21 protein-coding genes are annotated in these 23,617 nt (G+C 60.0%); 11 read left to right on the plus strand and 10 right to left on the minus strand.

Annotated elements, in window-relative coordinates; translation table 11 throughout:
• The first annotated feature begins 132 nt into the window (after nucleotides 1-132).
• Nucleotides 133-1,083 (plus strand): glutathione S-transferase family protein, encoded by a 951-nt coding sequence (locus V7756_RS08620; protein ID WP_335609747.1) that lies wholly within the window; start codon nucleotides 133-135, stop codon nucleotides 1,081-1,083.
• A gap of 153 nt (nucleotides 1,084-1,236) precedes the next feature.
• Nucleotides 1,237-3,141 (plus strand): cation:proton antiporter, encoded by a 1,905-nt coding sequence (locus V7756_RS08625; protein ID WP_335609811.1) that lies wholly within the window; start codon nucleotides 1,237-1,239, stop codon nucleotides 3,139-3,141.
• 22 nt (nucleotides 3,142-3,163) lie between these two features.
• On the opposite strand, the gene greB is transcribed toward V7756_RS08625, so the two are convergent.
• The 3 genes from greB to V7756_RS08640 are packed head-to-tail and all read right to left on the minus strand — an operon-like array spanning nucleotide 3,164 to nucleotide 6,838.
• Nucleotides 3,164-3,658, minus strand: coding sequence for a transcription elongation factor GreB (gene greB, locus V7756_RS08630; protein WP_335609748.1), 495 nt, complete (start codon nucleotides 3,656-3,658; stop codon nucleotides 3,164-3,166).
• Between the two features lies 1 nt (nucleotide 3,659).
• The gene (locus tag V7756_RS08635) at nucleotides 3,660-6,161 is read right to left on the minus strand and encodes an ABC transporter permease (RefSeq protein WP_335609749.1); all 2,502 of its coding nucleotides are present in this window, start codon (nucleotides 6,159-6,161) and stop codon (nucleotides 3,660-3,662) included.
• Entirely contained in the window at nucleotides 6,158-6,838 is a 681-nt protein-coding gene (locus V7756_RS08640) for an ABC transporter ATP-binding protein (RefSeq protein WP_335609750.1), read from the minus strand. Before V7756_RS08640 ends, V7756_RS08635 begins: the two co-directional genes overlap by 4 nt.
• Before the next feature lie 12 nt (nucleotides 6,839-6,850).
• On the opposite strand from V7756_RS08640, the gene V7756_RS08645 reads away from it, so the two are divergent.
• From V7756_RS08645 to V7756_RS08655, 3 genes are read left to right on the plus strand one after another with little or no spacing between them, the layout of a single operon-like run.
• Nucleotides 6,851-7,483: an arylesterase gene (locus V7756_RS08645; RefSeq protein ID WP_335609751.1), complete on the plus strand. Its 633-nt coding sequence runs from the start codon at nucleotides 6,851-6,853 to the stop codon at nucleotides 7,481-7,483.
• A 27-nt stretch (nucleotides 7,484-7,510) separates the two neighbouring features.
• Nucleotides 7,511-7,849: a hypothetical protein gene (locus V7756_RS08650; protein ID WP_335609752.1), complete on the plus strand. Its 339-nt coding sequence runs from the start codon at nucleotides 7,511-7,513 to the stop codon at nucleotides 7,847-7,849.
• 3 nt (nucleotides 7,850-7,852) lie between these two features.
• Nucleotides 7,853-8,788, plus strand: a complete 936-nt coding sequence (locus V7756_RS08655; RefSeq protein ID WP_335609753.1) for a L,D-transpeptidase family protein — start codon at nucleotides 7,853-7,855, stop codon at nucleotides 8,786-8,788.
• 25 nt (nucleotides 8,789-8,813) lie between these two features.
• On the opposite strand, the gene V7756_RS08660 is transcribed toward V7756_RS08655, so the two are convergent.
• Nucleotides 8,814-9,068 carry an Lpp/OprI family alanine-zipper lipoprotein gene (locus V7756_RS08660; protein WP_335609754.1) on the minus strand — a complete coding sequence of 85 codons (255 nt, stop codon included), beginning with the start codon at nucleotides 9,066-9,068 and terminating at the stop codon, nucleotides 8,814-8,816.
• A 266-nt stretch (nucleotides 9,069-9,334) separates the two neighbouring features.
• Between V7756_RS08660 and V7756_RS08665 the strand changes: the two genes are divergently transcribed.
• Complete coding sequence (locus V7756_RS08665) at nucleotides 9,335-10,735, plus strand: GntP family permease (protein WP_335609755.1); 1,401 nt, start codon at nucleotides 9,335-9,337, stop codon at nucleotides 10,733-10,735.
• A gap of 91 nt (nucleotides 10,736-10,826) precedes the next feature.
• Entirely contained in the window at nucleotides 10,827-11,102 is a 276-nt protein-coding gene (locus V7756_RS08670; RefSeq protein WP_335609756.1) for a GNAT family N-acetyltransferase, read from the plus strand.
• Between the two features lie 75 nt (nucleotides 11,103-11,177).
• Here the strand turns inward: V7756_RS08670 and V7756_RS08675 are convergent, their stop codons facing one another.
• Nucleotides 11,178-12,260, minus strand: a complete 1,083-nt coding sequence (locus tag V7756_RS08675) for a 3-deoxy-7-phosphoheptulonate synthase (RefSeq protein ID WP_335609757.1) — start codon at nucleotides 12,258-12,260, stop codon at nucleotides 11,178-11,180.
• Between the two features lie 252 nt (nucleotides 12,261-12,512).
• Between V7756_RS08675 and V7756_RS08680 the strand changes: the two genes are divergently transcribed.
• From V7756_RS08680 to cysB, 3 genes are all read left to right on the plus strand, one after another.
• Nucleotides 12,513-13,478: a putative 2-dehydropantoate 2-reductase gene (locus V7756_RS08680; protein ID WP_335609758.1), complete on the plus strand. Its 966-nt coding sequence runs from the start codon at nucleotides 12,513-12,515 to the stop codon at nucleotides 13,476-13,478.
• Between the two features lie 50 nt (nucleotides 13,479-13,528).
• Nucleotides 13,529-14,446, plus strand: a complete 918-nt coding sequence (locus tag V7756_RS08685) for a 5'-nucleotidase (RefSeq protein WP_335609759.1) — start codon at nucleotides 13,529-13,531, stop codon at nucleotides 14,444-14,446.
• A gap of 308 nt (nucleotides 14,447-14,754) precedes the next feature.
• Nucleotides 14,755-15,729 (plus strand): HTH-type transcriptional regulator CysB, encoded by a 975-nt coding sequence (cysB, locus tag V7756_RS08690; RefSeq protein WP_335609760.1) that lies wholly within the window; start codon nucleotides 14,755-14,757, stop codon nucleotides 15,727-15,729.
• Between the two features lie 88 nt (nucleotides 15,730-15,817).
• Here the strand turns inward: cysB and V7756_RS08695 are convergent, their stop codons facing one another.
• A complete protein-coding gene (locus V7756_RS08695) occupies nucleotides 15,818-16,543 on the minus strand; it encodes a phosphoadenylyl-sulfate reductase (protein ID WP_335609812.1) in 726 nt (241 codons plus the stop codon).
• Nucleotides 16,544-16,759: 216 nt separating this feature from the next.
• Here V7756_RS08695 and thrH point away from each other — a divergent pair, with 216 nt between their 5' ends.
• Nucleotides 16,760-17,377: a bifunctional phosphoserine phosphatase/homoserine phosphotransferase ThrH gene (gene thrH, locus V7756_RS08700; RefSeq protein ID WP_335609761.1), complete on the plus strand. Its 618-nt coding sequence runs from the start codon at nucleotides 16,760-16,762 to the stop codon at nucleotides 17,375-17,377.
• 82 nt (nucleotides 17,378-17,459) lie between these two features.
• On the opposite strand, the gene V7756_RS08705 is transcribed toward thrH, so the two are convergent.
• The 4 genes from V7756_RS08705 to icmH are packed head-to-tail and all read right to left on the minus strand — an operon-like array spanning nucleotide 17,460 to nucleotide 23,615.
• A complete protein-coding gene (locus V7756_RS08705) occupies nucleotides 17,460-18,434 on the minus strand; it encodes a serine/threonine-protein kinase (protein ID WP_335609762.1) in 975 nt (324 codons plus the stop codon).
• Between the two features lie 17 nt (nucleotides 18,435-18,451).
• The gene (locus V7756_RS08710; RefSeq protein WP_335609763.1) at nucleotides 18,452-19,183 is read right to left on the minus strand and encodes a PP2C family protein-serine/threonine phosphatase; all 732 of its coding nucleotides are present in this window, start codon (nucleotides 19,181-19,183) and stop codon (nucleotides 18,452-18,454) included.
• Complete coding sequence (tssM, locus tag V7756_RS08715; protein WP_335609764.1) at nucleotides 19,183-22,728, minus strand: type VI secretion system membrane subunit TssM; 3,546 nt, start codon at nucleotides 22,726-22,728, stop codon at nucleotides 19,183-19,185. Before tssM ends, V7756_RS08710 begins: the two co-directional genes overlap by 1 nt.
• The gene (icmH, locus tag V7756_RS08720) at nucleotides 22,725-23,615 is read right to left on the minus strand and encodes a type IVB secretion system protein IcmH/DotU (RefSeq protein WP_335609765.1); all 891 of its coding nucleotides are present in this window, start codon (nucleotides 23,613-23,615) and stop codon (nucleotides 22,725-22,727) included. Before icmH ends, tssM begins: the two co-directional genes overlap by 4 nt.
• Nucleotides 23,616-23,617 lie beyond the last annotated feature (2 nt).

Genomic DNA, 23,617 nt, shown 5'->3' on the forward strand with positions numbered 1-23,617 from the left:
ACCTTGGGGGATATGTAGATCGAGTATTGTACGCGATTTATGAGGAAATTGCCGCAGGCTTTTTCAGGGCGCTGTTCATGCTGCCGATCAAGTGGCAGGCTAATAGGCAAAGACTTGAGAGAGGACGGGCGTATGGGACGTTTGGTAGAAGGTCAATGGCACGACGAATGGTATGACACCAAGTCTAACGGCGGCGCTTTCAAGCGCGAGGATGCCGGTTTTCGCGAACCGGTGGCACAGGGCTCTGCGCACCCGCCTGAATCGGGCCGCTATCATCTTTACGTTTCTCTTGCCTGCCCCTGGGCGCATCGCACACTGATCATGCGCAAGCTGAAACAGCTGGAAGATCACATCGGTGTTACGGTCACGCATCCGCACATGCTGGAGCAGGGCTGGCGCTATGACCCCGCTGAGCCGTTGTACGGCCATCAGTATCATCACCAGCTGTACACCCATGCCGTGCCGGATTATAGCGGCCGGGTTACCGTGCCGGTGCTCTGGGACAAGCACCGCGAGAGCATCGTCAACAACGAGTCGGCCGAAATTCTGCGGCTGTTCAACTCCGCTTTCAATCAGCTCACCGGCAATACCGACGACTATTACCCCGAGGCGCTGCGCGCGGAGATCGATCAGATCAACAAGCGGATCTACGCGGATATCAACAACGGCGTATACAAGGCGGGCTTTGCCACCACCCAGCAAGCTTACGAGGATGCGTGCAAGGCGTTGTTTTCTGCGCTGGATTGGGTCGAAGAGCTACTGAGTACGCGTCGGTATCTGGCCGGCAGTCAACTGACCGAGGCGGACTGGCGCCTGTTTACGACCCTGGTACGTTTTGATCCGGTGTACCACGGTCACTTCAAGTGCAATATTCGGCGCGTCCAGGATTACCCCAACCTGTCCGGTTACCTGCGTGAGCTGTACCAGTGGCCGGGGGTGGCCGATACGGTGAACTTTGAGCACATCATGCAGCACTACTACTACAGTCACGACACCATCAATCCGACCCGCATTGTTCCCCTCGGGCGCGGCCCGGACCTGAATCTGCCGCATGGTCGCGAGCCGCTGTCGGGACAAAACTAGCGCTGTGCTCGGTGCGCCGGGCTGCTAACATGACGCGCCGCAGTGCTTGCTGCTTCGGCCGCTTTGACTGGGCGCGTGACAATGCGGTGCGCGTTGCCAGCTTATTTTTCCGTCTGACTGTGACATGGAGGTAGCTTGATCAACCCGGACAACATGATTCCACCAGCGCTTACATTGGCGGGTATAGCGCTGGTCAGCCTGGTCTGCCAGTTGATGGCCTGGCGCCTGCGCTTGCCGGCCATTCTGTTTCTGCTGCTCAGCGGCATCATGTTCGGCCCGGTGCTGGGACTGATCTCGCCAGACGAGTTTCTCGGCGATCTGCTGTTCCCGGTGGTTTCGCTCTGCGTGGCGTTGATCCTGTTCGAAGGCAGCCTGACCCTCAAGTTCGACCAGTTGAAAGAAACCGGCACCATGGTCCGTCACCTGGTCACCGTAGGCGCTTTGGTGACCTGGGGGGTGATCAGCGTTGCCTGTTATTGGCTGATAGGTCTGGATGTGGCGTTGTCTGCTCTGTTTGGTGCACTGGTGGTGGTTACCGGACCGACGGTGGTGGTGCCTATGCTGCGTACCCTGCGCGCGACCCCCCGTATTTCCAAGGTGCTGCGCTGGGAGGGCATTCTGATCGACCCGATCGGCGCCTTGCTGGCGCTGTTGGTCTACGGCTGGATCATGTCGCAGGCGGCCGGCCACAACGCCTTCCTGGCCAGTCTGGCCATTTTCGTTCAGGTCATCGGCATTGGCACTTTGGCGGGCATCGCCGGGGGCCATTTGATGGCTACCGCCATGCGGCGGCACTGGATCCCTGAATACCTTGAAGTGCTGGCCTCGCTGGCGCTGGTACTGGTGATGTTCTCGCTGTCGAATCACCTGGTGCACGAGTCAGGCTTGTTGACTGTGACCATCATGGGTATCTGGCTGGCTAATGCCAAGGGCATCGATATCGAGGAGATTCTGGTGTTCAAGGAGCACCTGTCGGTGCTGCTGATCTCCGGTCTGTTCATCCTGCTGGCAGCGCGGCTGGATCTGGACGCGCTCCTGGCATTGGGATTGCCGGCGGTGGCGCTGTTACTGGTGATCCAGTTCGTTGCTCGGCCCCTGGCTGTCTGGATCAGCAGTATTGGCAGCGAGCTGACCTGGCAGGAGCGCGCCATGGTGGCCTGGGTCGGGCCTCGCGGTATTGTGGCCGCAGCGGTGTCTGCCTTTTTTGCCCTGCGTCTGGAGCAGGCGGGTTATGAAGATGCAGCGCTGATCAGCGCCCTGACCTTTGCCGTGATCATCGGCACTGTGGTGTTTCAAAGCGCCACGGCGCGCACCGTCGCCGGCTTGCTGAAAGTGACCGAGCCGGAGCGCCGCGGCATCCTGATCATTGGTGCCAATCAGGTTTCGCGCGCGCTGGGCGAGGTGTTGCAACGGCTTGAAGTGCCGCTGCTGCTGGTGGATACGCATTGGGATTCGATCCGTCAGGCGCGCATGAAAGGGCTGCGCACGCTGCGCGGCAATCCACTGTCGGCCACCGTCGACAGTCAACTGGACCTGGCCGGGCTGGGTACCTTGCTGACGCTGACGCCGGAAAGGGAATGGAATGCACTGTTGAACCAGCATTTTCGCCGCGATTTCCCCGCGCACCGCATTTTTACCGTGCGCAATGAGCGTGCTGGCGCCAACGAGCGCCTGCAGATTTCCTCTCATCACGAGGGGCTGCCCTTCGGGCCGGAAGGTTTTACCTACCGAAAGCTGTCGAGTCTGATCAGCCAGGGCGCGCGCTTCAAGGCGACCACCTTGAGCGAAGGCTTCAGCTACGAGCAGTGGCAGGTGGATGCAGGCAAGACGCGTATTCCTGTGCTGGCGTTGACCCCAGAGCGCAGGCTGCGCATGCTCAGCCCGGGCCAGTCGGTGGAACCTATCGCCGGCTGGACTCTGATCTATCTGGCGACCGGGCAGGATGACAAGGCCGGACAGGCTGCGGAAGTGGTCAAGCGCGAGCAGGAGCAAGAGCAGAGCGAGCAGAAGAAAGCGCCCGAGCTGCCAGATGCCGGCACTACGCCGCCGGCGCCGTGAGCGTCAGTGACCTGCTCGCCAGCTAGTAGTCGATGGATGTGACCCAGTACAGGCGCTCGCCGCCGGGCGCCTGGACGCAAACTTCATCGTCCAGGCTCTTGCCCAGCAGCGCTCGTGCCATGGGGCTGTCGATACTGATGTGCTGCCGCTTGGGGTCTATCTCATCCGGCCCGACGATGCGCACTTGCAGGGTTTCGCCGTCTTCGTCCTCCAGCTGCACGCGCGCGCTGAAATAGATCTTGGCGAGGTCGCTTGGCGGTTGGTCGACCACCTTGAGGGCTTCCAGTCGTTTGCGTAGAAAGCGCACCCGGCTATCGATTTCGCGCAGCATCTTCTTGCCGTAGATATACTCGGCATTCTCCGAACGGTCGCCCAGCGCGGCTGCCTCACTCACGGCCTGGGTGACCGCCGGGCGTTTTACCCGCCACAGCTGGTCCAGCTCATCGCGTAGCCGCTGTGCTCCTTCGGCAGTAATCAGCGCAGTGCCGGCGCTGCGCGGTGGTCGATAGCGACTCACCTCAATGACTCCGGTTGATCAGGCGCATGGGGCTCTGGTGAACCACTGCGCGGGTGCCCAGGGCACCGGCCACGCCAATCAGCACAGCTGCACCCAGTGGCGCCGCGAGCCAGAGCCAGAAATGCGGCTGCCAGACAAGATCAAGAGCGAAGCGATACAGCGCCCAGGTCGCCAGCTCGCTGGCCGCCACCGCCATCAACCCGGCCAGCGCACCAAGCAGACAGAACTCCAGATAGTTGGCGCGACGCAGCAGCACTTTGCGAGCGCCCAGGGTGCGCAGCAGGGCCCCTTGATACAGGCGCTGGTCCAGCGTCGCCTGCAGGGCGGCGAAGAGCACTGTGAGTCCGGCCAGCAGCACAAACACCAGGACGTACTCGACCGCCAGGGTGACCTGCGCCAGGATGCTGCGAATCTGCTCGAGCACCGGCTCTACCTCCAGCAATGTCATGGCTGGAAAGGCGCGGTTGAGCCGGCGCAGGGCGTCTCGCTCACTGCTGGGCAGATAAAAGCTGGTGAGGATTGTGGCGGGTAGGCCATCGAGGCTGCCGGGCGAAAATATCATGTAGAAGTTGGGCGTAAAGTTATCCCACGCAACTTCGCGAATGCTGCTCACCTGACCCTGCAGTGTCTGCCCGGCGATCACGAAATCCAACTGGTCGCCCAGTTTGATACCCAGGCTGTCGGCCAGCTCGGCTTCAATCGATACCTGAGGGTCGTTAGTGGCCTCGGACAACCACCACTGACCTTCGCGCAACTGGTTGTCGGCGGCCAGCTCGGCTGACCAGGTAAGGCTCAGATCGCGGTTGATGGCGCGCTCGCCCTGGCTGTCCTTGGTCACCTGTTCGCGCACCGGCTGGCTGTTGATGCTGACCAGGCGGCCGGGAGTGACCGGGTAGAGCGGCGCGCTGCGGGCACCGATTTCAGCCAGCTGGTCGGCAAAGGCGTCGGCTTGCTCGGGCAATATATTGAGCGCGAAATGGTTGGGCGAGTCGGGCGGCAGCTGATTCTGCCAGGTGGTCAGCAATTCGGTGCGCAGAATGATCACCACCAGCATGCTCATGAAGATCAAACCGAAGGCCAGTATCTGGGTGGCCGCCGCGACCGGTTGTTTCAGCAGCTCACCGCTGCCCAGGCGCCAGGCCAGGCCAGCACGGCCAAGGGGCCCGGCAAAGGCGCGAAGCAGCAGCCAGGCCAGCGAGCCCAGTGCCAGCGCGGCTACTGCGCCGCCAAACACCATGGACAGAGTCAGTTTCAGATCACCGGTGAACTGCCACATCAGCAGGCACAGCGCGCACAGCGCCAGCCCGTAGATCAGCCAGCTGCTGCTGGGCATGGGGGCAAGATCCCTGCGCAGTACCCGCAGTGGTGCGACCCGCCCAAGCCGCAGCAGCGGCGGCAGGGCGAAGCCAATCAGCGCGGTAAACCCAGTCGCCGCGCCTATCCACAGAGGGGTCAGATTCGGTGCGGGCAGGTCGGGAGGCAGAAGATCGTGCAGCAGTGCTACCAGTCCCCATTGCACCAGCCAGCCAAGCAGCAAACCCGCCAGTGTAGCGAGCGCTCCCAGCAACAACAGTTGGCAGAGAAACAGCCGCAGCACCTGCCGGCGCGATAGCCCCATGCAGCGCAACAAGGCACTGGCATCGAAATGTCGCACGGCAAAGCGACCGGCCGAAAGCGCCACCGCGACCCCGGCCAGAACCACAGCAGCGATGCTGGAAAGGCCAAGAAACTGGTTGGCGCGCCCCAGGGCGTTACCCACCTGGCGATTGTCGTCCGCTACCGAGCGTACGCGCTGGTTGACCTCAAGGCGTGGTTCAAGCCAATCGCGATAGTCCTGCAGGCTTTGCTCGTCCCCGCTGACCAGCAGACGAAAACTGACCCGGCTACCCGGTTGCACTATGCGGGTGGCGGGCAGATCGGTCAGGTTCATCAATACACTGGGGGACAGGCTGTAGAAGTCCCCAGCGCGATCCGGCTCGTGGGTCAGCAGGGCGCTGATACGCAGGCTGGCATAGCCGACGTCAACGCTGTCGCCCACTTGCAGCTGCAGCTGACTCAGCAGGCGGGGTTCGATCCACACCTCACCTGGTGCAGGAATGTCTTGCGTGCTGCGTTCGGTCCCGAAGGGCTGATCGGTAATGCGTAACTCGCCGCGCTGCGGGTAGCCCGCACTCACAGCCTTGACGCTGCTCAACTGCATCTGCGCGTCGGTGGCCATGACACTGGAAAAGCCGACTTGGGCGCTGGTTTGCAATCCGCGCTGGCTGGCTTGCTCGGCGTAGAGCTCGGGCAGCGGGCTACGGGATGAGACAAGCATGTCGGCGCCCAGAAACTCCGCCGCACGGCTGGTCATGCTGCGCTCGATGCGATTGGTAAAGAAGCTGATGGCGGTGCTGATGGTCACGGCAATCAGCAGTGCCAGCACCAGTACCCGCAACTCGCCCGAGCGCCACTCCCGGCCCAGTAGTCGCAGTGCCAGCGCCGGCGTGTTGAAACTGCTCACGCTACCGGCTCCAGCAAACTGCCGGCTTGCATATGCAGCGTATTGCTGCAGCGCTCGGCCAGGCGTGCATCGTGGGTAACCAGTACCAGAGTGGTCTGTTGCTCGCGGTTGAGTTCGAACAAGAGGTCGGTAATACGCTCGCCGGTAGCTGCATCCAGATTGCCGGTGGGCTCATCGGCAAAGAGAATGGCCGGCTCGCTGGCAAAGGCCCTGGCCACGGCTACTCGCTGCTGCTCACCCCCGGAGAGCTGCTGCGGGTAATGACTGGTGCGGGCGGCCAGGCCGACGCGCTCCAGCAGTTCGGCGGCGCGCGTACGGGCGTCTTTTCGTCCGGCCAACTCCAGTGGCAGCATGACGTTTTCCAGTGCGGTCAGGCTGTCGAGCAGTTGGAAAGACTGAAACACAAAGCCGACCTTGTCACCCCGCAGAGCTGCGCGCTGGTCCTCATCAAGCTGATTGAGTGCCTTGCCCGCGAGTTCGACGTCGCCGCTGGTGGGTAAATCCAGCCCCGCCAACAGGCTCAGCAGCGTAGACTTGCCGGAGCCGGAGGCGCCGAGAATGGCGACACTGCTGCCGCGCTCGATACTCAGACTGACGTTATCCAGAATGGTCAGCTCGGCTTCCGAGCTGGTCACGACTTTGCTAAGGTGGCGAGCGATTATCACTTTGTCTGACATGGTACCTGCCTGATGAAACCCTGGAGAAACTGCCTGGCGGCAACGCTGTTGTCGCTGCTGACCCTATCCGCCGCTGCGCCTGTGTCTGCACAGGGCATTCTGATAGTGGGGGATAGTATCAGTGCGGCTTTCGGTCTGGAACTCGAACGCGGCTGGGTGAGTCAGTTGCAGGCACGCCTGCGCGAACAATCGGTAGAGTTGCCGGTGGTGAATGCTTCGGTCAGTGGTGATACTACCGCCGGAGGGCTGGCCCGCTTGCCGCGCCTGCTGCAGGCGCACGAGCCGGATCTGGTTGTCATCGAACTGGGCGGTAATGATGGCTTGCGCGGGCTGGCTCCAGATAAAATGCAACAGAATCTTTCGGCGATGATAGACGCAGCGCACGCTGCTGGCGCCGAGGTTGTGCTGCTGGGTATGCGCATACCACCCAATTATGGCGTGCGTTATACCAAAGCCTTCGAGCAGGTTTATCGTGACCTGGCCGAGCAGCAGCAGGTGACTCTGGTGCCCTTTGTGCTTGAAGGAGTGGCGGGTGTGCCCGAGCTGATGCAAGCTGACGGTATTCATCCCAACGCCGCAGGTCAGCCGGGCATTCTGGAAAATGCCTGGCCGCCAATCAGCGACTGGCTTGTTAAGCAGCGCTGAGCTGTTCATATTTGGCGGGAGAACGTTGTGGCTGCAAGTGTGTCCTGGATTGCCAGGCGCTGGTGTGTTGTTGAGCAAGACGAGCAGCAGGACCTTTTCGTGCAGGATCCCTGGCATCTGCATCTGGTCGATATCAATCTGCGCCTGGATGTGCCGCGCGAGCGCACCCTGTGCGGTGACCTGTTGCCGTCCCGGCCGGTCTACCGGGAGGTTACCCGGCAAACCATGGCGGCGGTGTGTCCGGCTTGTCTGGAACTGACCGGCCAGTTGCGGCAGGAACAGCAACGTGCGCCCAAACCACGGCGTGCGCAGCCGCCGGATGAATGTCGGCAGGTGGTCATGAATATGTTGTCTATCAGGAGTTGATGCATGAGCGTATTTCGTCCCACCCTGGCCGGCCTGGCTATGGTCGCGAGTCTTGTTTCACCCGCTGTGGTGCAAGCCAATGATTACGTGCTGCACAGCGCCGATCAGGATGTCATTGGCGAGGTGCAGGTACGCGCCGCGCGCTATGAGGATACCTTTGCTGATCTGGGCAGCTCGCTGGGTTACGGCTATCTGGAGATGGTGGCCGCCAATCCTGCCATCGATCCCTGGCTTCCGGGAGAGGGCACCGAAATAACGCTGCCGGGCCAGCATGTATTGCCGGTTGCCGAGCGTGAAGGAGTAGTGATCAACCTCCCGGAGTTTCGCATGTATTATTTCCACAAGGGTGGTGAGCTGGTTTCCAGCTACCCGGTGGGCATAGGTCGCGAGGGCTGGTCTTCACCTTTGGGGCAGACGCGTATTCTGCGCAAACAGGAAAAGCCCTCCTGGTATCCGCCCAAATCAATCCTTGAAGAGCACGCGGCCAATGGTGATCCGCTTCCCGCTGTAGTGCCGCCGGGACCGGACAACCCCATGGGCCCGTTCAAGATGAACCTGGCCATGAGCGGCTACGTTATTCACGGCACCAACAAGAAGTTCGGCATAGGCACCCGGGTCAGCCATGGCTGCTTTCGCATGCGCAACGAAGACATAACCGAACTCTTCCCCCAGGTACCCGTAGGGACGACCGTGACCATAGTCAATCAGCCGTACAAGCTCGGAGTGATGGACGGTTTGCTGTATCTGGAGGTACATACGCCGCTGGATGAGCACGGCATGCCGTCCACCCTGGATAAACAGGGTGCCATTCAGCAGTTGCTGGCAGAGCAGAGTGACAAGGTCAGCGGATTCAAGCTGGACTGGAAGGCGATTCGTGATCTGGTGTACGCGGAGAGCGGCATCCCCGGGGTGATAGGACAACCTGTTCGGCCCATCTGAGCCGAACAGGCAGCAAGCCGGCCGTTTACTTCTGGCTGGCCTTGTCGAGCATGCGCATGGCGCGCTCGTTTGCTTCGTCAGCCGTTTGCTGTGCGCGCTGGGCTGCAGAGAGTGCTTCCTCGGCCTTGCGATAGGCTTCGTCGGCACGAGCCTGAGCACTGGCAGTCGCGTTTTCGTTAGCGGCTACACGTGCGCTCATTTCCTTTTCCATGCTGTTGCTGCAACCTGCAGCCAGCAGCGTGGCAAAGGCGACGGCAGATACTTTCATTGCAGTTTTCATATACTTTCCCCTTGTGTAAAAGTCCTTGCTATAAGAACGCACTGCAAAAGACCCCTGATCCCCTGACGGAGTTCCATCGGATCTCTTGCAGTGCGTTCTGTGCTAGCGCTCTTAATAGTAGCAGTTGCCTTGCTGGATGAAAGTGAGGCGCAAATAAAATCTCTCCTTATGCATCACAATCAACCTGTGTAATCCGCCCGCTTATGACTTGTTTTGAGCGGCGGCTGAGGTAATGTGTCGCAGGCAAATAACTATAAGGATTGATCATGCTAGGAAATCTCGGCTTGCTTGCCGGCCTTGCGCTGTTGATTTACATGGCGTTGCGCGGCGTTAACATCTTCATTGCGTCCTTGATCTGCGCGCTGGTGGTGGCGTTGACCAACGGCCTGCTGGTATCGCAGACGCTGTTGGAGTTTTATCCTTTCGGCGCGCTTGGGGCCTTCACTTTCGCCGGCAAGTTTTTCCTGCTGTTTCTCTGTGGCGCTATCTTTGGCAAGGTCATGGCCACCAGCCAGGCTGCTAAAAGTATTGCCCTGGCGATTACGCGCAGCCTGGGCGTTAAGCATACGCTGCTGGTGGGTATGGTGGTTTGTGCGCTGCTGACCTACGGCGGCGTGGTGGTCTTTGTCGTGGTGTTCACCATGTACCCGCTGGGTATCACGCTGATGCGTGAAGCCAACCTGCCCAAGCGCCTGTGGGTTGCGGCAACCTCCGTGGGTGCCGGCACTTTCACCATGACGGCCTTGCCTGGCACGCCTTCCATCCACAACGTGATCGCTGCCAGTTCACTGGGCACTGATCTGTTCGCTGGCGGCTGGATCGGCATCTTTGCCGCGCTGGTCATGGCCGGTCTGGGTATGTGGTATGTCGAGTGGGAATGGAAGAAAGCGCGACTGAGCGGCGAAGGCTTCGTTGAGAACGCCCAGGATCTGCGTATGGAACAACTGGCCGACAACTCGACCCAGGCGCCGCCGTGGATGATGGCGATGGTGCCTATGGTGGTGGTGCTGGGCGTGATCATGTTGCCCCGTTTGCTGCTGGGTATGGCCGACTGGGCTGCCGGCGACAGCCTGCTAGGTCGCGTGCTGCTGTTCAGCGCGGCGCAACCGATCATCTGGCCGAGCATGGCGCTAATCCTGGGCTCGCTCACGTGTGTGCTGCTGTTTCCGCGGCTGCGGCGCAATGCGGCGCAGGTGTTTGGCCAGGGGGCAGATGATTCCATCATGCCGCTGCTCAACACTGCTGCGGTCATCGGTTTTGGTGGTGTGGTGACGCAGACCGCCGGTTTTGGCCACTTTGCCCAGTGGATTCTCAACGTCGACATGCCACCGCTGCTGTCGGTTTTCGCCTCGGTCAGTGTGGTCTCGGCGATTGTCGGCTCATCTTCCGGCGGCCTGCAGATATTCATGCAGACGCTGGCGCCCAAGTACCTGGAGATGGGGATTGAACCGGAGATTCTGCACCGTATCGCGGCGATTGCCGCCGGCGGCCTGGACTCGTTGCCGCATTGCGGCGCCGTGATAGCGACGCTGATGATCATGGGCCTGACGCACAAGGAAGCGTACAAGAATCTGTTTGTGGTGACGGTGGTAATACCGGTCATTGCCTGTCTGTTGTCCATTGCCGTTCTGATGGCCATGGGCATCGGCGTTAACCCGCCGGCCTGACAGATTTTTTGTTCGGGCGGGAAACATTCCGCCCGAACGGGGTCTATAGTGGAATAATTCGCAAGTTAAACCGCCGCCTGGGAGGCCGACAATGAACATGAATGCAACCGTCCAGCATGATCCGGAAGGCAAGCAGTTCTATGTTGTTGTGGAGGGCTCGCGAGCTTATTTGGCCTATATGGATCTAGGCAAGCAGACGCTCGATATCTACCGTACCTTTGTGCCGGATGCTCTGCGTGGCAAGGGACTGGCGGCGCAACTGACCGAGCATGCGCTACGTTTTGCCGAGGAGAAGGGGTATACCGTCATCCCTTCGTGCTCTTACGTTGAGTGGTACATGGATCGTCAGTCGGCCAATTCCGAATAAGCTATAGCCTGGATATAACAAAACCTGGATATAAAAAAACCGCCGTAGGGCGGTTTTTTTATACTCGGCGTGCGGTCAGGCAATAGAGCGACTGCGCTTGGGCAGTACGTCCCGCAACTTCTCGTGCATGCTGCGTACGCTGCTGACGGTAGTGTCCCAATCTATGCAGGCGTCAGTCACCGAGACGCCGTATTGCAGTTGTGACAGGTCCTTGGGGATCGACTGACTGCCCCAGCCAATATGACTCTCGACCATCAGCCCGACAATCGAGTTGTTGCCCTCGAGAATCTGGTTGGCGACGTTGTCCATCACCAGCGGTTGCAGGCCAGGGTCCTTGTTGGAATTGGCGTGGCTGCAGTCGACCATGATGTTGGGAGCGATAGAGGCTTTCTCCAGCTCCTTCTCGCACAGCGCGACGCTGACCGAATCGTAGTTGGGCTTGCCGTTGCCGCCGCGCAGCACCACGTGACCATAGGGATTGCCCTTGGTAGTGACAATGGACACCTGACCTTGCTGGTTGATACCCAGGAAGCGATGCGGGCTGGAAACCGACTGCAGCGCGTTGATGGCGACCGAGAGGCTGCCGTCTGTGCCGTTCTTGAAACCGACGGCCGAGGACAGGCCGGAGGACATCTCGCGGTGCGTCTGTGATTCAGTGGTACGCGCGCCAATGGCGGACCAGGAAATCAGGTCCTGCAGGTATTGCGGCGAGATCGGATCCAGTGCTTCGGTAGCGGTGGGCAAACCCATTTCAGCCAGATCGCGCAGCAACTGGCGACCGATATGCAGGCCGTCTTCAATCTTGAACGAATCATCCAGGTAGGGATCGTTGATCAGGCCTTTCCAGCCAACGGTGGTGCGCGGCTTTTCAAAATAAACGCGCATGACCAGATAGATGGTGTCTTTTACCTCGTCGGCGAGCACCTTGAGGCGGGCGGCGTAGTCCTTGGCTGCATCGATATCATGGATGGAACAGGGGCCAATGACGATAAACAGTCGGTGGTCCTTGCCATCAAGAATGTCGCGAATCACCTGGCGACTTTCGACGACGGTACGCTGCGCCGCCTCGCTCAGCGGAATCTTGGCTTTCAGCTGCTGCGGGCTGATCAGAATCTCGTTGGAGGTGACGTTTAAATCATCAATTGGTAAATCGGCCATCATTCATCCTGGGAAGTCGTGCCGGCCGCAAATCGGCGCGACCGTTTCAAAAAGGGTTTCACAGCTTAATCAAGCTTGCCCGCTTAGGCTACCCCGCAGCCCTCTATTACCTTGAAAAACAAAATTAATCGCCGGAGCGGGTGAATATGAATCGATTCACGCAACGCTTTGTCGCGTTGTTGACTGTCTCACCCGGCGCTGACGCATTACCATTCGGACACATCTACAACGCATCCTTTACATGAGGCTGGTATGAACAATAACAATCTGCGCATCGGCATTATCGGCACCGGCGCTATCGGTGGTTTTTATGGCGCCATGTTGGCGAAGGGCGGCAACGATGTGCACTTCCTGCTGCGCAGCGAATACGACGCCGTGGTGGCAAATGGCATCACCGTCAACAGCCTGGTTAACGAGCAGCTTCACCTGCAGCCGGTGCAGGCCTATCAGAACGCAGCGGACATGCCGCCATGTGACTGGATTCTGGTCGGCGCCAAGGCCACCAGCGACGACTTGGGAGAGCTGATTGCCCAGGCCGCCAAACCGGACGCCAAGGTGGTACTGCTGCAGAACGGCCTGAATAACGAAGACAAGCTGCGGCCTTTCCTGCCAGACAGTGTTCATCTGATTGGTGGCCTGTGTTACGTCTGCCTGTTCCGCGAAGGTCCTGGTCTGATCAAGCATCAGTTCAATGGCATGGTGGATCTGGGTTATCACTCAGGCCCGGCGCAGAGCGACGCCGATGCGCAGAAGGCCTTGCTGGAAGAGGGCGCCGCGCTGTTCAAGTCCGGCAATATTCCTACTCGCATTCTGCCAGGTGTGGACGCTGCGCGCTGGCAGAAGCTGGTGTGGAATGCACCCTTCAACGGCACATCCGTGGTGCTCAATGCCGGCACCAAGGCGCTGTTGGCCAGCGAGGCCAGCCGCAAGCTGATTGGCGACATGATGGAAGAGGTGGTCAGCGCGGCGAAAGCCTGCGCAGTGGAGATGCCCGATGGCCTGGGTCAGAAGCTGTTGGCAGGCACGGCAATGATGCCCGATTACCACCCCAGCATGTATCACGACTGGTTGCACAAACGGCCAATGGAGCTGGACAGCCTGTATGGCGAAATGCTGCGCCAGGCGGCTGCGGCGGGTTGCAGCATGCCCAAAACCGAGGCATTGTTGGATCAACTGACCTTCATCCAGAACGGTTACCTCAACGCCGATCAGGCCTGAGCTCGGCTCCCGTGCCGGCGCAAGGCCAATGGCACAAGAAAAGGAACGACATGCCCGCGCTGCTTGGTGACAAACTGGTTATTGCCATTTCATCGCGGGCCTTGTTTGACCTGGACGAGAGCCATCAGGTTTACGAGCAGGAAGGGCTCGAAGCCTATCGGCAATACCAGATAGCGCGCGAGGACTCGCCGCTGGAGCGCGGCGAGGCGTTCGGCCTGGTGCAAAAGCTGCTGCGTATCAATAGTCTGCTCGAGGGCGATAGCAGGGTAGAGGTGGTACTGCTGTCGCGTAACAGCGCCGATACCGGTCTGCGGGTATTCAACTCCATCCAGCATTATCAGTTGGGCATCACCCGCGCGGCCTTTGCCGGCGGGCGCAGCCCTTTTACCTATATCCCGGCGTTCGGCTGTCACCTGTTTCTCTCAACCCACGCCGAAGATGTGCGCGCCACGCTGGAGGCGGGATTTGCCGCTGCCACCATCCTGCCTTCACGTCTGCGTCGGGAAACCCGCGATGAGCTGCGTATTGCCTTCGACGGTGATGCCGTATTGTTCTCAGATGAGTCGGAGCAGGTGTTTCAGCGCGATGGTCTGGCCGCCTTTCAGGCCAGCGAGCAGGCCGCGGCCAGGCAACCTTTGGGCGGCGGCCCGTTCAAGGCCTTTCTGGCAGCGCTCAACCGGATTCAGACCGAGTTTGCCGACGAGCCCTGTCCCATCCGCACTGCGTTGTTTACCGCGCGCAGCGCTCCGGCCCATGAACGGGTTATCCGCACCCTGCGCGAATGGAATATCCGTCTGGACGAGTCACTGTTTCTTGGTGGCCTGGACAAATCCGATTTTCTGCAGGCCTTTGGCGCGGATCTGTTCTTTGATGATCAGGAGGGCCATTGCCAACGTGCAGTCGGCGTGGTGCCCACCGGCCATGTGCCGCACGGCATCAGCAATCTCAAATTGCCCGAGCCCGATTGAGTCTGTCCGGGCAGTGCTGGGATCCAGCACAGGCCGCCTTGAGCATCCCTTGCGAAGTACATCTGCCGCTACTAAGCGGTTGATATGCAAATAGGTTTGTATTCTGTTTGCACGCTGTGCCTGCACTCTGTCAGCATTTTGAAACTTTGCTGTATCCGCTAGATTTTATGGTCTAACCTAAGGCGAATAACAACTAATCTGGTTATAAGCGGTCTATGCTGTGCTGCACCGCCAGACCGCATAGAGGTGCCACGCTCGCGCCTGGTCCTTGTTCGGCCTTGAGCCGTCGAATCCAAAGAGGAAGACCAATGAAGCTGCAGCAACTGCGCTATATCTGGGAAGTGGCTCATCACGATCTCAACGTTTCCGCCACCGCGCAGAGCCTGTATACCTCGCAGCCGGGTATCAGCAAGCAGATTCGTTTGCTGGAGGATGAGCTGGGGGTCGAGGTATTTTCCCGCAGCGGCAAACACCTTACCCGTATCACCCCGGCCGGCGAGCGCATCATTGCCACAGCCGGCGAGATTTTGCGCAAGGTCGACAGCATCAAGCAGATTGCCCAGGAGTTCAGCAATGAGCGCAAGGGCACCCTGACCCTCTCTACCACGCACACTCAGGCGCGCTACGCACTGCCGCCGATCATCAAGAAATTCATCAGCGCTTACCCGGATGTTTCCCTGCATATGCACCAGGGCACGCCCATGCAGATTTGCGAAATGACAGTGGACGGCACGGCCGACTTTGTCATCGCCACCGAGGCACTGGAACTGTTCTCCGATCTGGTGATGATGCCCTGCTACAAGTGGAATCGCTGCGTGATCGTGCCCAAGGGGCACCCACTGACCCATATTGGCGAACTCACGCTGGAGGAGCTGGCCACGCACCCACTGGTGACTTATGTGTTCGGTTTCACTGGCCGCTCCAAGCTGGATGAAGCCTTCAGCAATCGCGGTCTTTCGCCCAAGGTGGTGTTTACTGCTGCCGATGCCGACGTGATCAAGACCTATGTGCGGCTCGGACTGGGCGTTGGGATAGTGGCGCACATGGCTGTGGATCCGGTCGCCGACCCTGATCTGGTGGTGATAGACGCCAGCAAGCTGTTTGAGGCCAGCGTCACCAAGATCGGCTTTCGCCGCGGCACTTTCCTGCGTGGTTACATGTACGACTTCATCGAAGCCTTCGCGCCACATCTTGACCGTGAGGTAATAGATCGTGCGCTGCAGTGCAGCAACCGTGTGGAGCTCGACGAGCTGTTTGCCGAGGTCGAGCTGCCGGTACTCTGAGGTGTCGGCCTGACTGGCCGACGCCATGCCCGCTGTTGGCGGGCACCCGCGACGGCTGGAACAGCAGGCGGCGCAGCGCCGCCTGCGTTCAGGACTTGGCGATCAAGTTGCCCGCATGCAGGCCGCATTCTTTCTGGGTGGCTTCTTCCCACCACCAGCGTCCCTCGCGCTCGTGCTGGTTGGGCAGCACCGGACGGGTGCAGGGCTCACAACCGATACTGACAAATCCACGTTCGTGCAGCGGGTTGTAGGGAATTTCCAGCATGCGGATGTAGTTCCATACGTCCTCGCTGCTGTAGTTGGCCAGAGGATTGAACTTGATGAGCTGATGTTCCGGGGTGGAGAAGGCCGCATCCAGCTCAATTACCGGCACATCGGCGCGGGTCGGGCTCTGGTCCTTGCGCTGACCAGTGATCCAGGCGTCTACCGTGGCGAGTTTGCGCCGCAGCGGAGCAATCTTGCGAATGCCACAGCACTCGCCGTGCCCGCTTTCATAAAAATCGAACAAGCCCTTCTCACGTACGTAACTTTCCAGTTGCTGATAATCGGGCGACAGCGCCTCGATCTGGATGCCGTAGTGCTTGCGTACCTGCTCCAGAAAACGATAGGTCTCCGGGTGCAGACGACCGGTATCCAGGGTAAATACCTTGATGTTGGGGTTGATCTTCCAGGCCATGTCGAGCACGACGATGTCGTCAGCGCCACTGAACGACAACCAGAGATTGTCGAAGTGTTGAAAGGCCAGTTCTAGAATCTTTTGCGGTGACTCTTTGGCGTAGTCGACCGCAAGTTGCGCAGTATCAAGTGATTGCATGGGCATCAGGCTCTCTATCCCGCGGTGTCTGTATTGTTCACCGTTCTGTGGGCGGAAAGTCTAACAAAGGGGCTTTAGTCCATCCTCTTTTATTTGGTTATATTTTTATGCACTTATGTTCTGTGATGCGTTGGCTTTGGCGGCTTTCTCGTTGCGCCACGGGGCGCTTGCCGGTAGATTGTGCGGCATTCAAATTACCCTGATCAGGAGAGTTACGTGGAAATTGCCTGCCTTGACCTTGAGGGCGTATTGGTTCCCGAAATCTGGATTGCTTTCGCCGAAAAAACCGGCATCGAAGAACTCAAGGCGACCACCCGGGATATCCCTGATTACGACGTGTTGATGAAGCAGCGCCTGTCAATTCTCGATCAGCACGGCCTGAAACTCTCCGACATTCAGGAAGTGATCGCTACCCTCAAGCCGCTCGATGGCGCGGTGGAGTTTGTCGACTGGCTGCGTGAGCGCTTTCAGGTTGTCATCCTGTCTGACACCTTCTACGAGTTCTCGCAGCCGCTGATGCGCCAGTTGGGCTTTCCGACGCTGCTCTGTCATCGTTTGATTACCGATGAGAACGATCGCGTGGCGGATTACCAGTTGCGCCAGAAGGACCCCAAGCGGCAGTCGGTCATCGCTCTGAAGAGTCTCTATTACCGCATTATCGCCGCTGGTGATTCCTACAATGACACCACCATGCTGTCGGAAGCCCATGCGGGCATCCTGTTCCACGCTCCGGATAACGTCATTCAGGAATTCCCGCAGTTCCCGGCGGTACATACGTACGAAGATCTGAAGCAGGAGTTCATCAAGGCCTCGAATCGGCCGCTGAGTCTCTGATTGACACGCTGAGAAAAAAAAACCCGCAATCTGCGGGGTATTTTTTTGCCGGTAGTCGGCGGGCGGTTGGGCACCTGGTAAATTACCCGGCACGTCCGAAAAGGCGCTGCAGCAGGCTACTCTGGCGCAGACTGAAGCAGGCCAGTAGCTCTGCGACGCTGGTGGTGCGCTCCTGTTCGTCGAAGGCCAGGGCATTCTTCAGTGCGGGCCAGCAGTGCGGCGGCAGATTGTCCGGTTTGCTCAGGGTGGCGCGTTGCTCCATGCATTTGGCCTGCTTGGCGGTAAGCCGGCTGTAGGGGTGATGACCACTGCACAACTCGTACAGAATGACCGCGACCGCATAGAGGTCTGCCGCTTCACTCAGCTGTCCGCCTTCGAGCAGTTCCAGCGCCGCGTAACGGGGTGTCCAGGCGGCAATCCGCTTGCGGCTCAGCCGTGGCAAGCCCGGCAGTAGACCCTGTACCGGCTGGCCCAGGCCGTAGTCGAACAGACGCAGGCCATCATCAGTGAGTATCACGTTGCTGGGCTTGATGTCGCCATGCAGTACGCCAATGCTGTGCGAGGCATGCAGCGCTTCGAGCAGGGGCACGGCAATCTGCTGCAACTCGGGCCAGTCCAGTCCGTCGCGGCGTTCGCTGATCAGCTGATCCAGCGTTGGGCCTTTGAGCATTTCCATGGTCATGAAGGCGCGCTGGCTGGTGCGGTCGACATTGAAGGCGTAAAAGCGAATCACGTTGCTGTGGCGCAATCGGCTGGTCAGCGCGAACTCACTGTAGAGCAATGCATTGGCGTCGGGGTACTGGGCAAACTCTTCGTTCAGGGTTTTCAGTGCTACATAGGGGTCGGGGTCGCCGTACTGCTCGCGCAACAGGTCACGCGCGCGGTAAACCGCGCCCATACCGCCAACACCGAGCAGACGCTCGATACGGTAGCGATTGCTCAGGACCGGTGGCAGGTCTCCGCTCTGTCGAACGGTGACGGGATTGGCTGGCTTTGGCGCTTTGCCGGCCACTTGGGTGCCGTCCGGGCTAGGGGGGGTATCCAGTGCAGAATCCATTGACTGCTCCTTGTGCATTATCGGCGCATGACCACAGCGCTGATGTTGTCGCGCGCGGGGCCGGAAAGGGCGTGAGTAAAAAGGTATTCAATCGCCGCCGCTGGCGAGAGCAGGCCCAGCGCGTGACTGAGAATGCCGCTCGAGACAGCCTGGTACAGACCGTCACTGCACAGCAGGAGGGTATCGCCGGGCTGTATGCTGAACTCGATGATGTCGAGCACCAGTCGTTCGTGCGCGCCAATTGCGCGGGTCAAGGCATTGGCCGCCGGATGCTTGGCTGCGGTCAGCGGCTCCATGTGCTCCTCGTGAATCAGCTGCTGCATCAGCGAGTGATCCCGCGAGAGCTGATACAGTCGCTGATTGCGCCACAGGTAGCAGCGGCTGTCGCCAGCCCACAGGCAAACGGCGCGCTGCTCATCCGCGAGCAGTGCAACCACAGTGCTACCCATCACGGCGTCAGGCTGGTCGGCGGTGACTGTGACTTCGTGCCCAAGCCTGCGATTGACCACATGCAGAGCCTGGCGCACCCGCCGCACCTGCTGGTCGAGATTGCCTGCAAGACTCAACTCGGCAATTTCCTCGACTATCAGGCGGCTGGCCAGGGCACCGTTCTGGTGCCCACCCATGCCGTCGGCCACCAGCCATATGCCGCGACCGGGTAAATCCAGAACCGAGTCTTCATTGCGCTCACGCACCTTGCCACGGTCGGTGCGTGCGGCACTGTCCCAGCAACTTTGCAACGCTTCCATCACAGGCGCGCCGGCAATTCGAAGCCCCGCAGGACCGAGACATCGAAAGGATTGGGCGCGCGCTGACTGTGCAGCAGGTAGTTGGCGCGCAGACCGCCCAGACTTGCCTTGAGCAGCAGTACGTCACGGTCGGTGTGATAATCGACCTCCATCTGATCGAGCAGTCGGAACAACGACCAGGCGCCTGAGCGTTGCTCCATGCCCATGCGTCGCCCGCCCAGGTCCTCGACCACCAGGCTGATGCGTTCTTCTTCGCCGCGCGATGGCCAGCGGAAAGCGCTTTGCACTATGGGCCCGTGCCGGTACTCCATTTGTTGGCTACCGTAGCGGAAGCTGGCCCGACCCAGGCTGGAGTCCAGGGAGTAGGGCTCAAGCTTGAACAGAATGCTTGGCTCGTTGGGGTCCTCGGCAAAGAAGCTGCGACGGATGGTCTGCACGCGTGACATCTGACCCAGAAACTCGCGGGAGATGGGCAGGGCACGACCGTCCACCCGGCGCAATTGATACTGCCCGGAGGAGCCGCTGACGAAGGGCGACAGATAGCGCTCAAAGAAGGCATCGGCGATGCCCTGTTCCTTGAAGAAGGCGCGGAAATCGGCCAGATCCACGTCGCTGTCGGTGTCCAGGGCGAAGGGGTAACGCTGGCGCAGAGAGGTGCGGTAAGCACTGTACAACTCGCTGCGATAACGCTGATTGAGATACTGATGCGCATCGGAGAGCACCAGCATCCAGCCGTCTTCAGCCAGCAGTGATATCCAGTTGCTGACCGGGGCAGGCAGATTGCCGGCACTGCTGCGTACCTGATTGATGGCGTCGCGCTGGCCTTGCATGCGCGCCTTGGCCATATCGAAGGCGTCCTGTTGCGGCGTGCTGGAGTTGGCCAACTGCGCCAGCTGTATCTGCAACGCGCCCATCGCCTGCAGTGCGCTTGCCAGTTGCGCGTTGGGATTGCCCTCGGCATCAAGTAACTGGTGCAGGCTGCTGAAACGCTGCTGCAGCGCCGCCTGGCCCGCCGTCTGGGTGAGCTGGTCGGCGGCAACATCCGCGCCCAGTTCGGCCAGTTTCTGCGCTTGTCGTGCACGCCGTGTATTGCCCAGGTTGCCTACCTCGTCCGGAATCTCGGGGATCTCGGGTGGCAGGAACAGAGTGTTCTCACGCACCTCCTGCAGCAGCCGGGTGATTGGCGAGTTGGCGGCTGCCAGGCCAGAGATTTTCTCAGCGCCGGCTCCCGGCGCACCAAGCGGCTCGAGCTGCAACCGGGCAATGGCGTTGATCCACTGATCGGCATAGTCCTGGAAGTAGAGCGCTTCCATTTCACCTTTCAGGCGGAGCAGGTCGCGGGGGCTCAGGTCGTCGCTGTTGCCCAGCACCCAGTTGTCCTTGAGCATACTGCTGACTACGTCTGCGCCCTGGCCCAGGAACATCTGCTCGTAGCCGCTCTTGGTATAAAAACCCGGAATGGTGTTGCTGCGTGCGGTGAGCAGCAGTGCCTGCGGGCCCAGGTTCTGGTCCATGCGGTATACCGGCAAGCTTCTCGCCTGCTCACGCAGCATGCGATAGATCACGCTGGCCAGAGATTCGCCACGCAGCTGCTGGCGGGCATCGGCGACCAGGCGGGCATTTAGCGGGTAGGCTGAGAAGGAGCTGTCCAGCAAGCGCTCGAAGTGGTCACTCAGGCTGCTCTGTACGGCATTGTTATTGGGATAGCGCAGAGACCATTCGTCGGCCATCCAGTCCTGCAGATAAGCGTTGTCGCGGCGTTCGGCCAGATTCAGCATCAAATAGGCGCGCAGGCTGCCGAGCAGCAACTCGCGGTCGTGCATTTCGCTGCGGATCTGAGTCTCCAGTTGCTTGGCTACCAGCGGTAGCAAATATTGCTGCAGCGCTTGCTGATAGGCAGCATCGAGCTGTGGATTGACCTCTTCGCCGGGGTAGAGGCCAGCGCGGTCGTGCCAGCGCACTTCTTCGCGTGGCAGAAATACCAGCGTAGCAGCGTAGCGTGTATCCAGCTGTTTCAGCAGCTGCGCGGCGTTGCTGTGGGCGCTTATGCTGCCGGGAGTGGATTCGAAGTATTCGCTGAGCTGACGCAACTGTTCGAAACGGTCGTGGTTGGCCGAGAAGCTCAATGCCCAACTGGTGCCGAGTATCGCCAGGCCGGTGAAGGCGGCAGCGTAGAGAACGCGCTGGCGCCGGTGCAGACGCTTTACCTCGCGCTCATCCAGCCCGGCCAGGGCGGATTCGGGGAAAACGACCTCACTGAGCAGGCGCTGGATAAAATAGCCCTGTTGGCGATGAAGCGCCGGCAGTGGCTGTATCGGCATGCCGAGATTACGGCTGAACTCGCTCTGCATGGGATCGTGCGCGGCGTGCGTCTGGGGTGCACTGGTGAGGTAGAAGCCACGCAACTGGGTGACGCGCTGGTAACGATTACCGGCAAAGGCCAGTTCGATGAACAGGGCCAGATGTTCGCCGAGGCTGCCCAACTGGTGTGGAAAATCCAGAATGCGACCGCGTCGCTGGTTGTCCCGCTCCAGATGCAAACGCGGAATGATCTGGCTGTTCAGACGCTGCAGCAGAGCATCGAACTCGGCACGCACCACGCTCGCGTCAGTACCATCTTGCTCCTTGCTGAAGCTGGCGCCCATGACCTGATGGCGTTCGTCCTGACTGAGGTGGTCAAAGAACTCGTCAAATCCGAGGATCTGGTCAGCCTTGCTGAGCACCAGGTATACGGGTACATCAACACCCAACTGCTGATTGATATCCATCAATCGCTGGCGAGTCTGCCGTGCCAGGGCTTCCAGTTCCATCTCGTTGCCGCTGAGCAGAAGTTCGCTGGGTAGCGTCACCAGCACGCCGTTGAGGTGGCGTCCGCGACGGCGGCGCAGCAGCCGCAGCAGGGTTTGCCAGCCCTGACCGTCGAGGTCGGCATCAGGCTGGCTCAGGTAGCGCCCGGCAGTGTCCACGATCACCGCGTGCTCGGCAAAGTACCAGTCAGCGTAATCGGTTGCGCTCAGACCGGTGTGGGGGTTGACGGGCAGGCGGGTGCCTTGAGTGGCGTTGGCGCTTTTGTTGAGCGGAAACTCCAGTCCGGAATAGTTCAGCAGGCTGGTCTTGCCGCTGGCCTGCGGACCCAACAGCAAATACCAGGGTAGGTCGCGCTTCCAGCGTTCGCTGCGTCCGCGATACAGGCTGGAGGTACGCAGCGTGCGCATGGCCTGGCGGAAGCGCTCGTGCAGGGTCAGTTGCTGTTCGATGATCTGTTCTTCACGGCGCTGGCGCTGCTGCGCCTGCTCATCGTTCTCCTGCGCTTTCTTCTGCCGGTCGCGGCGCCAGTTGAAAAACACCACGCCCAGGCCCCAGCCCAGAAACAGCAAACTGATGGTCAGCAGGCGGCTGCCGCTGGACTGCCAGAAACGGTAGTCGTTCACCGCCAGCAGAGGGCCGGCGGTCCAGATGAACAGGGCTGCCAGAAGTACGCAGAGCAATGTCCAGACCCAGGTCTTGCGCAGCGTTGCTGCGGCTTTTCGTACAAATCCCTTCATTGTGAATTCTTCCCTGCTTGGGTTGTTGCTACTGCACTTGCGGTGCTGTCACTGAGGTAGGGCGGCATGACGCTGTCGCGTTGCTCGTCGAGCACCCAGGCAAAACCGCTATAGAGCACTACCAGACAGGTCAGGGTCAGCGCGGTTACCAGCCACCAGGGGGCATAGCGCACCAGACGCCGCCCTTCGCCCTTCAGGCCCTGCCAATGCGGCGAGATCTCGCGCGGAACATCGCCGCGAATCTGCCGGATCTGCCGGAACAGGCTGTCGCGGATGTTTTCCAGCTCCAGCAGGCCCCGTGGCAGCACCCGGTATTTGCCTTCAAATCCCAGTGACAGGCAGACATACATCAGCTCCAGCATGTCCAGATGCTTGACCGGGTTGCGCGCCAGGCGGTCCAGCAGAATGAAGAACTTTTCGCCGCCAAAGGTCTCGTTGTGAAAGCTGCTCAGCAGGCTCATCTGCGACCATTCGCTTTCGTTACCCCAGGGTGTGGTGACCACGGCCTCGTCCAGCGCGGTGCAGAGTACATAGCGTGCGCCCATCACCTGACCGCTGTCGGTGCTTTCCTGCAGGGCACGGTGCTCGAACAACTTGATCTCGCTGACCAGGCGGTCCTTGAGCAGGTACAAATCCTCTGCCTGTGCGCTGTGCTTGAGCCGGACCATTTCCGACAACAGACTGGTAGCCATGCCGACCAGCGGATTCAACCCCTGGTGGGTTTGCTCGGTGGGCTTGACACGCGCCGCGTACACCATGCGCTCTTCCAGATTTTCATAGCGTGGCGGGGTGGCAAAGTCGGTCAGTGTGCTGTTGGCCGGGCTGTGACCCTGGCGGCTGAGGATGACTGTCTTGTCATCCTGACTGTATTCCATTTCCCTGATCATCT

Origin of the sequence: Halopseudomonas sp., from assembly GCF_036961105.1 — a bacterium.
Taxonomy (GTDB): domain Bacteria; phylum Pseudomonadota; class Gammaproteobacteria; order Pseudomonadales; family Pseudomonadaceae; genus Halopseudomonas.

Bases quoted from the DNA above. Each gene is read 5' to 3' on its own strand.
- V7756_RS08620 (WP_335609747.1), top strand. From the start codon at position 133: ATGGGACGTTTGGTAGAAGGTCAATGGCACGACGAATGGTATGACACC.
- V7756_RS08625 (WP_335609811.1), top strand. From the start codon at position 1,237: ATGATTCCACCAGCGCTTACATTGGCGGGTATAGCGCTGGTCAGCCTG.
- V7756_RS08640 (WP_335609750.1), bottom strand. From the start codon at position 6,838: ATGTCAGACAAAGTGATAATCGCTCGCCACCTTAGCAAAGTCGTGACC.
- V7756_RS08645 (WP_335609751.1), top strand. From the start codon at position 6,851: ATGAAACCCTGGAGAAACTGCCTGGCGGCAACGCTGTTGTCGCTGCTG.
- V7756_RS08655 (WP_335609753.1), top strand. From the start codon at position 7,853: ATGAGCGTATTTCGTCCCACCCTGGCCGGCCTGGCTATGGTCGCGAGT.
- V7756_RS08660 (WP_335609754.1), bottom strand. From the start codon at position 9,068: ATGAAAACTGCAATGAAAGTATCTGCCGTCGCCTTTGCCACGCTGCTG.
- V7756_RS08665 (WP_335609755.1), top strand. From the start codon at position 9,335: ATGCTAGGAAATCTCGGCTTGCTTGCCGGCCTTGCGCTGTTGATTTAC.
- V7756_RS08670 (WP_335609756.1), top strand. From the start codon at position 10,827: ATGAACATGAATGCAACCGTCCAGCATGATCCGGAAGGCAAGCAGTTC.
- V7756_RS08675 (WP_335609757.1), bottom strand. From the start codon at position 12,260: ATGGCCGATTTACCAATTGATGATTTAAACGTCACCTCCAACGAGATT.
- V7756_RS08680 (WP_335609758.1), top strand. From the start codon at position 12,513: ATGAACAATAACAATCTGCGCATCGGCATTATCGGCACCGGCGCTATC.
- V7756_RS08685 (WP_335609759.1), top strand. From the start codon at position 13,529: ATGCCCGCGCTGCTTGGTGACAAACTGGTTATTGCCATTTCATCGCGG.
- cysB (WP_335609760.1), top strand. From the start codon at position 14,755: ATGAAGCTGCAGCAACTGCGCTATATCTGGGAAGTGGCTCATCACGAT.
- V7756_RS08695 (WP_335609812.1), bottom strand. From the start codon at position 16,543: ATGCAATCACTTGATACTGCGCAACTTGCGGTCGACTACGCCAAAGAG.
- V7756_RS08705 (WP_335609762.1), bottom strand. From the start codon at position 18,434: ATGGATTCTGCACTGGATACCCCCCCTAGCCCGGACGGCACCCAAGTG.
- V7756_RS08710 (WP_335609763.1), bottom strand. From the start codon at position 19,183: ATGGAAGCGTTGCAAAGTTGCTGGGACAGTGCCGCACGCACCGACCGT.
- tssM (WP_335609764.1), bottom strand. From the start codon at position 22,728: ATGAAGGGATTTGTACGAAAAGCCGCAGCAACGCTGCGCAAGACCTGG.
- icmH (WP_335609765.1), bottom strand. From the start codon at position 23,615: ATGATCAGGGAAATGGAATACAGTCAGGATGACAAGACAGTCATCCTC.